Raw genomic sequence first — 12527 nt, 5'->3', positions numbered from 1 at the left:
ATTGCGCCGTGAAGCCTGCGCTTTGCTTTTTCTGGTTATGGGCGCCGCATGTCCACGGTGCAGCGGATCAGCGGATCAGCAGCACCGGCACCTGGCTGCCGGCCAGCACCTGGGTGCTGACCGAGCCCATGACCAGGCGGCCCAGCGCGCCATGGCCATGCGTGCCCATGACCAGCAGGTCGAACTTGCCTTCCTCGGCGGCCTTGATGATGGAGTCGGCGACCGGGCCCACCTTGCTCAGGCGCGTGGCCTGCACGCCGTGTTCGGCCAGGTAGCTGCACACGGGGTCCAGCACCTTGGTCGATTCCTCGGCGTAGTACTCGTCCACCACCTCCTTGCCCAGTGCGGCGCGCGCGCGGGCCGGCAGCTGGGGCTGGACGGTGATGGCGCTGTAGCTGTGGGCGGAGCCCAGGATCTCGGGGTGCGAGGTCAGGTAGGCCAGCATCTTCTGGGTGTAGGGGCTGCCATCGACTGCGAGCAGGATGTTCATGAAAGTCCTCCTTTGGTATGGCCCAAGACTAAGCCCAAGCCGGGATGGAGTGCTTGATCCAGGTCAAGCGCGGACCGGCGCATCTGCCACCTCTGCCGCCCCTGCGGTCACGTGCGCCGGCAACTCGATGGTAGAGCGCGGGAAAAAGCCCTCCTGCTCGCCCTTGCGTGCATAGCCCAGCGGGTTGGCCACCACGCGGCAGCGCCAGGCGCTGCCATCGTCGCGGAGGCCCTCGGCCACATAGTCGCTGGGCGAATGCAGGTGGCCGTGCAGCCACAGATCGGCAAAGGGCAGCAGGTCGTCGAGCACATTGCAAAAGCCGGCCGTGCCGGGCACCAGGCCATAGCGCGGATCGGCGCTGCGCAGGCTGGGCGCGAAGTGCGTGACGGCCACCGTGGGGCCATCGAAAGGCTGGGCCAGCGCCTGGCGCAGCCATTGCTGGCAGATCAGCGACTGCTCGCGCATGGGCTCGGCCAGGAAGGGCTCGCCGTCGCGCGTGCCGCCGGTCTTGTGCAGGTAGAAGTTGGCGGCGCGAAAGGCCTTCTCGCGCAGCTTCAGCAGCCGGGTCAGGTCGCTCACGCCTTCGTGCATGGACATGGCGTCGTAGTCGCTCCACAGCGTGGTGCCCACGAAGCGCACGCCGCCCAGCACGGCAGTCTCGCGCTCCAGCCAGACCATGCCCATGCGCTCGCAGGCGGCGCGCAGGCGGGCATGGGCAGCGTCGAAGTCCTGCATGTCGTACTCATGGTTGCCCGGCACGAAGATCACGGGGCAGGGCCAGCCCGCGTACTGGGGCAGGGGAGAGAAGCGCTCCAGACCGAAGTGCTCGCCTTGCAGCAGGCTGCCGCTTTGGTAGGAGCCTATGTCGCCGGCCAGCACCAGCACGTCGGCATCGGGTGCGGGCTCGGCGATGAAATGCGGATGGGCCTCGAGGTGCAGGTCGGACAGCAGCTGGATCTTCATGCGGCCAAGTGTAGAACCTGCGCTGGCGCAACACGCTCTCAGGTGTGCGGGAAGGTGGCCTCGGCCGAGCGCGTGAGCGTGCGCAGCAGCCATTCATAGGCCTGCGGGTGCTGGCCGCGCCGGCGCCACAGCGCGTCCACATGCACGGGCTGCACGTCGAAGGGCAGCTCGCGCAGCACCAGCTTGTCGGCCATGCCGGTCACGGGCACGAAGTGGCGCGGCAGGATGGTCAGCAGGTTGGAGTTCATGACCACGCGCCCGGCCGTGAAGAACTGGTTGACAGTGAGCACCACCTGGCGCGTGCGGCCCAGCGAGGCCAGGGCCTCGTCGATGAAGCCGAAGGAGCGGCCCGAGAAGCTCACCAGCATGTGGCGCGCCGCGCAGTAGTTGTCCAGCGTCAGCGGCACATCGGCCAGGGGATGGCCCTGGCGCATCACGCACAGGTACTCGCCTTCATACAGGCGCCGGCTGTCGAAGGCCACCAGGGCGCCCGACTGCGCGCGCGCCGTCAGGTCGGCCAGCGCGGCGGGGAAGTAGCCCACGGCCATGTCGGCCTCGCCGGCCTCCAGCAGGCCGCGCGGGTCGCGCGTGGTCAGCGGCAGCACGCGGATGCCCACGCCGGGCGCCTCGCGCTCCAGCAGGCTGAACATGGGCGGAATCAGCGTTGCCGCCGTGGCGTCGGCCATGGCCAACACAAAGGTGGCGGTGGCGGTGGAAGGATGGAATTCGCCCGGCGTCAGCGTGTCCTGCAGCTGCTGCAGCGCCTCCCGGATCACGGGCCACAGCGCCAGCGCGCGCGGCGTGGGCTCCACGCCCTGGCCCTGGCGCACCAGGAGCTCGTCGCCCAGCGCCTCGCGCAGGCGGCGCAGGGCGTTGCTCACGGCCGGCTGGGTGATGGCCAGCTTGTGGGCCGCCCGCGTCAGGCTGCGCTCTGCCATCACCTCGTCGAAGACGCGCAGCAGGTTCAGATCCAGTGTGCGGAAGTTCAGGGCAGACATGGCGGCGGGCGCTGAGTCATCACTGGCGTGAATGCTACAGATTCAAGATATAAATTTGAAGAGCTCTAGGGTAAACCCTATAGTTACACCTAGTCGCCCGCCACGCCGTCAAAAGCGGCTATTTAACTGGGTTTATCTGCCATGAGCAACTTCATTTACAACTCCTACTGTGTCGAGCACCCTGGTGTGGTGCATGTCTATCAAGCCGCCGATGACCGCAAGAGCGCTGCCAAGCGTTTCTCCGGCAAGCGTGGCGCCAGCGCCCTGCTGCTCGCTGCCCTGGTGGCCGCGCTGATGGTGGTGGTCAACGAGGTCGCCCACAACTGGACCGACGGCCACATGCTGGGCGCCTGGGTGGTGCTGTGGGTTGCCGCCTTCATGGGCCTGGCCCTGTTCTCCGCTCCCGCCCGCCGCGCTGCCATGACGGCCCGCGCCGGCTACCGCGCCTGGACCGAGAGCCGCCAGCAGGCCGCTGCCGACGAGCGCATCTGGAATGCCGCCCTGCAGGACGCTCGCCTGATGGCCGACCTGGCCCGCGCCATGGATAGGCAAGGCAACTGATCTCTGCCTGGGGCGCCTTTCGGCGCTCCTCCAAAAAAGCCGCTGCCCACAAGGCGCGGCTTTTTTGTTGTCTGGGGGCGTCGTTGAAACGCCACAAAAAAAGCCTCGCAGTGCGAGGCTTTTTCCATGGGCTGGCGCCGGATCAGGCCGCCAGGCGCTTTTCCAGTTCAGCCTTGGTCACCAGCAGCTCTTGAGGCAGCTTGTGGGCCAGCTTGTCGAAGTGCTCGGTGTGCAGCTGCATTTCCTCGGCCCAGGCGGCCTTGTCGATGCTGGTCACGCTGGCGAACTGGTCGGCGGAGAAGTCCAGGCCGGTCCAGTTGATCTCGGCGTACTGGGGCGCAATGCCGAAGGCGGTCTGCTCGCCCTGGGCCTGGCCTTCGAGGCGGTCGATCATCCACTTCAGGACGCGCATGTTCTCGCCGTAGCCGGGCCAGACGAACTTGCCGTCGGCGTTCTTGCGGAACCAGTTGGTGGTGAAGATCTTGGGCAGGGCGGCGCCCTGGCCTTCGATCTTGGCGCCCAGCGTGAGCCAGTGCTGGAAGTAGTCGCTCATGTTGTAGCCGGCAAACGGCAGCATGGCGAAGGGGTCGCGGCGCACCACGCCCTGGGCGCCGAAGGCGGCGGCCGTGGTTTCCGAACCCATGGTGGCGGCCATGTAGACGCCTTCGGTCCAGTTGCGGGCCTCGGTCACCAGCGGCACGGTGGTGGAGCGGCGGCCGCCGAAAATGATGGCGTCGATCTTCACGCCCTTGGGATCGTCCCAGGCTTCGTCCAGCGCGGGGTTGTTGGTCGCGGCCACGGTGAAGCGGGCGTTGGGGTGGGCGGCCTTGGCGCCGGTTTCGCGGGCGATCTGGGGCGTCCAGTCCTTGCCTTGCCAGTCGATCAGGTGATCGGGCTGCTTGCCGGTGTCCTTGTCCATGCCTTCCCACCACACGTCGTTGTCATCGGTCAGCGCGACGTTCGTGAAGATCACGTTCTTGTCGAGGCTGGCCATGCAGTTGGGGTTGGTGTGGTAGTTCGTGCCCGGGGCCACGCCGAAGTAGCCGGCTTCGGGGTTGATGGCGCGCAGCGAGCCGTCGGCCTGGGGCTTGATCCAGGCGATGTCGTCGCCAATGGTGGTGACCTTCCAGCCTTCGAAGACCTTGGGCGGCACCAGCATGGAGAAGTTGGTCTTGCCGCAGGCGCTGGGGAAGGCCGCAGCCACGTGGTACTTCTTGCCCTGGGGGTTGGTCACGCCCAGGATGAGCATGTGTTCGGCCAGCCAGCCCTGGTCGCGGCCCATGGTGGAGGCGATGCGCAGCGCAAAGCACTTCTTGCCCAGCAGGGCGTTGCCGCCGTAGCCCGAGCCATAGCTCCAGATTTCGCGCGTCTCGGGGTAGTGGACGATGTACTTGGTCTTGTTGCAGGGCCAGCTGGTCTGGTCCTTCTCGCCTTCGGCCAGGGGCGCGCCCACGGTGTGCACGCAGGGAACGAACTCGCCTTCGACGCCGATCACGTCATACACGGCACGGCCCATGCGGGTCATGATCTTCATGTTGACGGCCACATAGGCGCTGTCGGACAGCTCCACGCCCACGTGGGCGATGGGCGAGCCCAGGGGGCCCATGGAGAAAGGCACCACATACATGGTGCGGCCGGCCATGCAGCCGTCGAACAGCGGCTGCAGCGTGGCGCGCATCTCGTTCGGGGCCATCCAGTTGTTGGTCGGGCCCGCATCTTCCTTGTTGGCCGAGCAGATGTAGGTGCGGTCCTCGACGCGCGCCACGTCGGACGGGTCGGACCAGGCCAGGTAGCTGCCGGGGCGCTTGACGGGATCGAGCTTCTTGAAGGTGCCGGCATCGACGAGCTGCTGGCACAGCTGCTCGTACTCTTCCTGGGAGCCGTCGCACCAGTGGATCCGGGCGGGCTTGCACAGTGCGGCCATCTCGGCCACCCAGGCGATCAGTCGGCTGTTCTTGACGTAGGCAGGGGCCTGGATGTTCAGGCCTTGCATGACGGGTGCGTTCATCGCGGAGCTTCCTTCAATTGAAAAAACCAGTTTTTCAAAGGGGACGCGCCTGTTGCCGCACCAACTTTGAGAAACGGGCTCTTGTTCAGTCGGCGCGCGAAGGAAGCTCTTCTCGGGGCGGCGAGGCGGCGCTGGCGGAAGCTGGCGGCGCACCGGCTGGGAATTCGATTCTAGGGAGCGGTCACGAATTTGTCAGCAAACGAATGGCAAAAACTATGCATTCTGTGCATTGAAATATGCAAGATGATCTGTCTGTTTGCCTATGCAATAGGCAAACAAAAAGCCCCGCAAAGCGGGGCTTGGTGCAGGGGACGAAGGGGCCGTATCAGGCCATGTTGACGGCGATGAAGGCCAGCAGAAACATCATCACGGCGCCCGCCAGGGGCAGGATGACGGGCATGTAGGGGACGATGGCCTCGGTGGCGTCTTCGGGGGGCGACTGCTCGCCGTGGTTCGCTGCGGGATCATGCGACATGCAAAAGCTCCTGGCTGCCAATGGGGATGCCCCATTCTAGGCAGGCCTGCCCGCCAGCGCCTTCGGGGAAAGCCATGACACAAGGGGCCAGGGGCCTGCTAGGGCTCTAGACGGCGTTGACCTGCATGCCTTCGGCCTGCAGGGCAGCGATGACCTCTTCGATGTGGGCCTTGTTGCGGGTCTGCAGCACCAGCTCGATCTCCACGCTCTGCGCGGCCAGCATGGTGAAGGCGCGCTGGTGGTGGACTTCCTCGATATTGGCCCCCGCCGCCGCCACCGTGGCCGTGATGCGCGCCAGCACGCCGGGCACGTCGCGCGCGCTGACCTTGATGCGCGCCAGCCGCCCGGAGCGCACCATGCCGCGCCCGATGATGGCCGCCAGCAGCAGCGGGTCGATGTTGCCGCCCGACAGGATCAGCCCCACCTTCTTGCCCGCGAAGTGCTGCGGATGGCGCAGCAGCGCGGCCAGGCCCGCGGCGCCCGCACCCTCGACCAGGGTCTTCTCGATCTCCAGCAGCATGAGCACGGCCTGCTCGATGTCGCCTTCATCGACCAGCAGCATGTCGTCCACCAGGCGCGATACGACTTCCTGCGTGATCGCGCCGGGCTGGGTGACGGCAATGCCCTCGGCGATGGTCGAGGTGCCCATGGGCAGCCCGGCCTGGCGCACGGCATTGAACATGGACGGAAAGCGCTGGGTCTGCACGCCGATGATCTCGATGCCCGGGTTCAGTCCCTTGGCAGCCGTGGCCACGCCCGCGATCAGGCCGCCGCCGCCGATGGCCACGATGAGCTGGTCCAGGTCGGGCTGCTCGGCCAGCATCTCCAGCGCCAGCGTGCCCTGGCCCGCCGCGATCTGCTCGTCGTCATAGGGGTGGACGAAGCACAGGCCCTGCTGCTCGGCCAGCGTGTAGGCATGCTGGCGCGCCTCGGCCAGGGAGTCGCCGTGCAGCACGATCTCGGCGCCGAAGCCGCGCGTGCGCTCCACCTTCACGCCCGGCGTGAAGCGCGGCATGACGATGACGGCACGCACGCCCAGGCGCTGCGCGTGGTAGGCCACGCCCTGGGCATGGTTGCCGGCGCTCATGGCGACCACGCCGCGTGCGCGCTCCTCGGGCGAGAGCTGGGCCAGCTTGTTGAGGGCGCCGCGTTCCTTGAATGAGGCCGTGAACTGCAGGTTCTCGAACTTGAGATAGACCTGCGCTCCCGTGATCTGGGACAGCGTGCGCGATTCCACGCAGGGCGTTTCGAGCACGGCGCCGCGCAGGCGGTCGGCGGCGTTCTGGATGTCTTGGAGGCTGAGCATCACGCATTGTGGCGCACGGCGGCCCGGGCGCGCGGCAGGGCACGCCATGGATTCCCCGCAGAAAGCGCCGCACCGGCGCGATCCATAAAATGAGAATCATTCTTGTCTTTGGGGCGCACACCGCTCCGGCTGGCCATGGCTCTTTCCTCTGTCCAAACACCTGCACGCCCTCCGCGCTGGCTGGGGCGGGGCACGTTGCGTGCCTGCGACTTCAGCGGTCCCGACTACCGCATCCTCGACGCCGAGGTCACGGCCGAGGACGCGCTGCTGGCCGGGCACCTGCAGTCCTGGCAGGTCCAGCCCGGCCTGTGGCTGCATGGCGTGGAGGCGCGCGACCTGCGCACCATGAACACGCGTTCGCCGGCCGTGCCGGGGCTGCACCTGGTCGTGCTGCTGGAGGGCTGCGTGGACGTGGCCTTCGGCAGCCAGGGCCTGCAGATGCAGGTGGCGCCCGCCAGCCCGGCCGGTGCCCATGTGCAGGCCTGCGGCGCCGTCATCCATTCGCGGCCCGGCGACATGTTCATGCGGCATTGGCGGCGCGGCAAGTTCGAGCGCAAGCTCAGCATCACCGTGCAGCCGCAATGGTTTGCCGCCCAGGCCCTGCCCATGGTCGCGCCACCGCTGCTGCGGCACTGGATGGAGCAGCAGTTGCTGGCCATACAGCCCTGGCAGCCATCGCCGCGCGCCGTGGCGGTGGCCGAGCAAATCATCCAGCTGGCGCGCGAAGGCTCTGCGCCCCTGCTGCTGGCCAGCCGCACGCTGGAGCTGGTGCACGAGGCCGTGCAGGCGCTGGACGCGCCCGAGCCCGACCCAGCGCAGACCGTGCCGGGCGTGCTGGGCGTGCGCGAACACCGGCGCATGGCGCGCCTCAAGGCCTTGCTGGACAGTGGCGGCGACGGCTGCCGCCCGCTGGCCGAGATCGCTCGCGAGGTCGGCCTGAGCGCCAGCGCCCTGCAGCGCCAGTTCCGCCTGGCCTACGGATCGAGCATCGACGGGTACCGGCGCGAGCAGCGGCTGGAACGCGCCTGGGCCGCGCTGGAGCAGACGGGCTGCAGCGTCTCCGAGGTCGCGCATGCGGCCGGCTATTCCAGCGCCGCCAATTTCTCCACGGCCTTCAAGCGCCGCTTCGGCATCTCTCCCAAGCTGGTGCGCGCCAGGCTCTGAGGGCCTGATGGGCTTATGGGCTGATGGGCGCGCTGCGCAAACGTCGGCGGGGCTGGCGCAAACCCCGCGGGCGCCACGCGATGCTGCAATCACCGAACGAAAGGACATCCGTCAATGACACAGCTGCAGGCACGCACTTCGGTGCGCATGGACAGGGCCGAGGAGGCCATCGCCGCCATCGTCGGGCACATGCAGGAGCACGACATCACCGTGCGCCGCGAAGGCACGCGCTGGGTGGCCGACTACGAAGGCGGCCGGGGCCAGCTGTGGCTGGAGGGCGGGCAGGTCCATGCCGAGGTGGCGGCGCCGGGCGTGGAGCTGCTGCAGGACATGAAGCTCATGCTGGCCCACCTGCTGCTGGAGGCCACGGGCGCCGCCGATGGCTCCCTGGCCTGGGAGGGTGACGGCGCCGCGCTGCAGCGCCCGCCGGCCTTCCGCGAGCTGCGGGTGCTGGCCGTGCGCGATCTCACGCCGCACATGCGCCGCGTGCGCTTTGCCTGCGACGACATGGCGCGCTATGCGCAGGACACCAACATCCACGTCAAGCTGCTGTTCCCCCAGCCCGGCGTGACCGAGCCCGAATGGCCCACGCTGTCGGCCAGTGGCCTGCTGCGCCTGCCCGCGGGTGACGGGCGCCTGGATATGCGCACGTACACCATGCGTGCGATGGGAATGGCCCAAGACGGCGCCGACGGATGGATCGACGTGGACTTCGTGCTGCACGAGGATGCAGGCCCCGGGTCGGCCTGGGCCGCGCGCGCCCAGCCGGGCCAGCGCATCGGCATGACCGGCCCCGGCGGGCGCACGGCCACCCCGGCCGACTGGATGCTGCTGGCCGGCGACGACACCGGCCTGCCGGCCATGCTGCGCATTGCGGCCGCCCTGCCGGCGCACACGCGCGGCCATGTGTTTGCCGAAGTCCAGGGTCCGCAGGACGAGCAGCCCGTGCAGGCGCCCGAAGGCCTGCAATGGCACTGGCTGCACCGGGGCGCTGCCGAGGCCGGCACCACCACGCTGCTGATCGACGCGCTGCGCGCCGTGCGCTGGCCGGATGCGTTGGCCGGTCATCCCGCCAGCCGCTTCGTCTGGGCCGCTGGCGAATTCGACACCGCCCAGGCCGTGCGCCAGTGGGCGCGCGAGGAGCGCGGGCTGGAAAAGCACGAGCAGCTGGTCGTGGCCTATTGGCGGCGCGGCATGAGCGAGTCGGATTTCAAGGCCGCGAAGTAGGCCGCTAAGTAGGCCGCCAAGTAGGCCACGCAGGGGGCCGGCGCCTCAGGTGGCGCTGCGCTCCTGACGCAGCAGGAATTTCTGCAGCTTGCCTGTGGGCGTGCGCGGCAGGCTGGCCGCAAAGACGAATTCACGCGGGATCTTGTAGCGCGCCAGCCTGTCGGCCAGGAATTGCTGCAGTGCCTCGGCCTGCGGCGCGGCCTCGCCGCGCGTCACCACGTGGGCGACGACGGTCTCGCCCCATTCGGCGTGGGGCCTACCCACGACGGCGACATCGGCGACCTGGGGATGGGCCGACAGCGCGTCCTCCACCTCCTTGGAATACACGTTCTCGCCACCCGTGATGACCATGTCCTTGGTCCGGTCCACGATGAAGAGATAGCCCGCGTCGTCCAGGCGCGCAAGATCGCCCGTGCGGTACCAGCCGCCCGGTGCGAAGGCGGCAGCCGTGGCCTGGGCATCGTGCAGATAGCCGTCCATCACGCTGCCGGTGCGCAGCCAGATCTCGCCGGTGTCGCCCGGGCCGGCATCCTCGCCGTCGTCGCGCACCACGCGCATGTCCACGCCGGGCAGGGCCACGCGGCCGATGGAGCCGGCCCGCTCCACCTGCTCCTCGGGGTAGAGCGTGGTGCCCGTGGGGCCGGTCTCGGTCATGCCGTAGACCTGGTAGAAGCGGTCGCTGCGGTAGGCCGTGGCCAGCTTGCGTGCCATGTCGGCGCCGATGGGGCCGCCGCCGTAGACCCAGGCGCGCACGCTGCTCAGGTCGTAGCGGGCAAAGTCCGGCAGCATCTGCAGCGGCGCAAAGTAGGAGACGGGGGCGCCGAAGTACAGCGTCACGCCCTCGTCCTGCACGGCCTGCAGGAAATGCTGCGGGTGGTACTCGCGCAGCAGCACCACGGTGCCGCCCATGTACAGCGTGCCGCCAAACCAGTTGTTGAGCGGCGAGGAATGCCAGATGGGCATGGCCATCAGCGTGCGTTCCTCGCGCGTGATGGACAGGCCCAGCGCCGCCGTGATCGCCGCCAGCGTGACGGCGCGGTGGCTCAGCAGGCAGCCCTTGGGCCGGCCCGTGGTGCCCGAGGTGTAGAGCACCTGGGCGATGTCGCCATCGGCGGGCCGCGTGCCTTCCATGGGCCTGGCGGCCGCCACCAGCGTGTCCCAGTCCTGGACACCTGGGACGGCATCTTGCGCCTCGGTCACAAGGCGGGCGCAGGGGTGCTGCGCGGCGGCGACCACGGGCGCGAGTGCGGCGTCAAACACCAGGGCCTTGCACTGCGCGTGGTCGAGGATGTACTGCAGCTCGGGCGCCTGCAGCTTGTGGTTGACGGGCACCAGCGCGGCGCCCAGGCGCCAGGCGCCGAACAGGGCTTCGACAAAGCCCGGCGTGTTCAGGCACATCAGGGCCACGGTATCGCCCCGGCCCACGCCCTGGGCCTGGAGTACGGCGGCTGCGCGCTGCGAGCGCCGCTGCATGTCGGCATAGCTGATGGAGGCGCCGCGGTCGCGCAGAAAGGCCTTGGCGGGCGTCTTGCGCACGGCGCTGTCGAAGGCGTCGAGCAGGTTCATGTCTTGTCTCCTTGTGCTTTGTTGTGTGGTGGGCCGGCGGCCGCTTCAGGCGGGCAGCGCGCGCTGCAGGATGGCGGCGATGTCCAGGCCTGCCGGGTCGAAGGCGCCCGCCACCATGGCGCCCTGCTGCGCCCCCAGGCGCGTGGCGATGAAGCCGTCGGCCATTGCGGGCGGCGCATGGCGGCGCAGCAGGCAGGCCTGGGCCAGCAGCACCAGGTCCTGCACCAGGCGGCGTGCCTGGGCCTCGAGCTGGTCAGGCGGGCCGGACAGGCGCCGTGCCAGCGATTGCGCCTGCTGCAGCAGCGCGGGCTCGCCCGCTGCCGTGTCGATCAGGTCCTGCAGCAGCAGCTGTGCGCCGTCGGGCTCGCGTGAGATGGCGCGCAGCACGTCCAGGCACATGACGTTGCCCGAGCCTTCCCAGATCGAGTTCACGGGCGCCTCGCGGAACAGGCGCGCCATCACGCCCGTGTCCACATAGCCGTTGCCGCCCAGCACCTCCATGGCCTCGCCCGTCAGCTCCACGCCGCGCTTGCAGACCCAGAACTTGGCCGCTGGCGTCATGATGCGCTTCCAGGCGCGCTCCAGCGGATCGCCCTCGTCGCCTCCACGCTCATAGGCCTGGGCCAGGCGCATGGCGATCTGCAGCGCGGCCTCGCTTTCCAGCGCCAGATCGGCCAGCACGGTGCGCATCAGCGGCTGCTCGGCCAGCTGCTTGCCGAAGACGCTGCGCCGGCGCGCATAGGCCAGGGCCTGCACCGTGGCCGAGCGCAGGATGGCGGCGCTGCCCAGCACGCAGTTCAGGCGGGTGTAGGTGGCCATCTCGATGATGGTGGCAATGCCCCGGCCTTCCTCGCCCATCAGGATGCCCCAGGCGTCCTCGAACTCCACCTCGCTGCTGGAGTTGCTGCGGTTGCCCACCTTGTCCTTCAGGCGCTGCACGCGCACGGCATTCCTGCTGCCGTCCGGGCGCCAGCGCGGTACGTAGAAGCAGGCCTGCCCACCGCCTTCCCCCATGCGCGCCACCACCAGGTGGGCATCGCACATGGGTGCCGAGAAGAACCACTTGTGGCCGCGCAGCAGGTACTCGCCGCCACGCCCGCCGGCGTGCACCGGCATGGCCACCGTCGTGTTGGCGCGCACGTCGGAGCCGCCCTGCTTCTCGGTCATGCCCATGCCCAGCCACATCGATGCCTTGTCGGCCACGGGCAGGTCGCGCGGATCGTATTCGTGGCTGAACAGCTTGCCCTGCAGCTGCTGCCACAGCGCCGGTTCCTTTTGCAGCAGCGGGATGGCGGCCGTGGTCATGGTGGCCGGGCACAGCGTGCCCTGTTCGACCTGGCCATGCAGGTAGAAACCTGCGGCCCAGGCGCTCCAGCGGCCCGCGCTGCTGTCCTCGAAGGGCAGGGAGATCAGCCCCTGCTGCCGGTATAGTCCCAGCAGCGTGTGCCAGCTCGGGTGGAACTCCACGGCGTCGATGATGCGGCCGCGCGCGTCGAAGCGGTGCAGCTCGGGCGTGTGGCGGTTGGCCTGCTCGGCCAGCTCCCAGGTGGCGCGCTCGCCCAGCTGCTGCGCATAGCGCGACAGCGACGGAATGTGGCGCGCGGCGCCGTTGCGCTGAAGGGCCTCGGCCAGGGCAGGGTCGGCCTCCAGCAGGTTGAAGTCGGTGAGTTCGTCGACCTGGTTCAGGACGTCGTGCGTGTTCCAGGTGTGCCCTGTCTGCAATGTCTGGCCGGTGCTCATGCGTGTCTCCGTGATCGTTGGTCTCAACG

Annotated in this window: 11 protein-coding genes; 3 read left to right on the top strand and 8 right to left on the bottom strand. The window is 68.7% G+C overall.

The features are described from left to right. Positions 1-67: 67 nt before the first annotated feature. From BO996_RS02480 to BO996_RS02470, 3 genes are all read right to left on the bottom strand, one after another. Positions 68-490 carry a universal stress protein gene (locus tag BO996_RS02480; RefSeq protein WP_012202049.1) on the bottom strand — a complete coding sequence of 141 codons (423 nt, stop codon included), beginning with the start codon at positions 488-490 and terminating at the stop codon, positions 68-70. A 63-nt stretch (positions 491-553) separates the two neighbouring features. Further along, the gene (locus BO996_RS02475; RefSeq protein ID WP_071953919.1) at positions 554-1453 is read right to left on the bottom strand and encodes a metallophosphoesterase; all 900 of its coding nucleotides are present in this window, start codon (positions 1451-1453) and stop codon (positions 554-556) included. A gap of 38 nt (positions 1454-1491) precedes the next feature. Beyond that, positions 1492-2451, bottom strand: a complete 960-nt coding sequence (locus BO996_RS02470) for a LysR family transcriptional regulator (RefSeq protein ID WP_013800015.1) — start codon at positions 2449-2451, stop codon at positions 1492-1494. A 141-nt stretch (positions 2452-2592) separates the two neighbouring features. Here BO996_RS02470 and BO996_RS02465 point away from each other — a divergent pair, with 141 nt between their 5' ends. Then, a complete protein-coding gene (locus tag BO996_RS02465) occupies positions 2593-3012 on the top strand; it encodes a hypothetical protein (RefSeq protein WP_012202052.1) in 420 nt (139 codons plus the stop codon). 142 nt (positions 3013-3154) lie between these two features. Here the strand turns inward: BO996_RS02465 and BO996_RS02460 are convergent, their stop codons facing one another. The 3 genes from BO996_RS02460 to BO996_RS02455 form a co-directional block, all read right to left on the bottom strand. Next, on the bottom strand, positions 3155-5020 hold the full coding sequence (locus BO996_RS02460) for a phosphoenolpyruvate carboxykinase (GTP) (RefSeq protein WP_071953918.1): 1866 nt from the start codon (positions 5018-5020) through the stop codon (positions 3155-3157). A 325-nt stretch (positions 5021-5345) separates the two neighbouring features. Then, a complete protein-coding gene (locus BO996_RS29365) occupies positions 5346-5495 on the bottom strand; it encodes a hypothetical protein (protein WP_013800017.1) in 150 nt (49 codons plus the stop codon). Positions 5496-5601: 106 nt separating this feature from the next. After that, positions 5602-6801 (bottom strand): threonine ammonia-lyase, encoded by a 1200-nt coding sequence (locus BO996_RS02455; protein WP_065344929.1) that lies wholly within the window; start codon positions 6799-6801, stop codon positions 5602-5604. Positions 6802-6936: 135 nt separating this feature from the next. Here BO996_RS02455 and BO996_RS02450 point away from each other — a divergent pair, with 135 nt between their 5' ends. Beyond that, complete coding sequence (locus BO996_RS02450; RefSeq protein WP_071957009.1) at positions 6937-7965, top strand: helix-turn-helix transcriptional regulator; 1029 nt, start codon at positions 6937-6939, stop codon at positions 7963-7965. A gap of 114 nt (positions 7966-8079) precedes the next feature. Continuing rightward, the gene (locus tag BO996_RS02445) at positions 8080-9192 is read left to right on the top strand and encodes a siderophore-interacting protein (RefSeq protein WP_071953917.1); all 1113 of its coding nucleotides are present in this window, start codon (positions 8080-8082) and stop codon (positions 9190-9192) included. A 45-nt stretch (positions 9193-9237) separates the two neighbouring features. Here BO996_RS02445 and BO996_RS02440 read toward each other — a convergent pair whose 3' ends face one another. Beyond that, a complete protein-coding gene (locus BO996_RS02440; protein ID WP_071953916.1) occupies positions 9238-10758 on the bottom strand; it encodes a class I adenylate-forming enzyme family protein in 1521 nt (506 codons plus the stop codon). A 45-nt stretch (positions 10759-10803) separates the two neighbouring features. Next, a complete protein-coding gene (locus tag BO996_RS02435) occupies positions 10804-12498 on the bottom strand; it encodes an acyl-CoA dehydrogenase family protein (RefSeq protein ID WP_071953915.1) in 1695 nt (564 codons plus the stop codon). Positions 12499-12527: the final 29 nt, after the last annotated feature.

This window comes from Delftia sp. HK171, from assembly GCF_001886655.1.
GTDB classification, from domain to species: domain Bacteria; phylum Pseudomonadota; class Gammaproteobacteria; order Burkholderiales; family Burkholderiaceae_C; genus Comamonas; species Comamonas acidovorans.
This window is presented reverse-complemented; position numbering and strand designations above follow the sequence as displayed.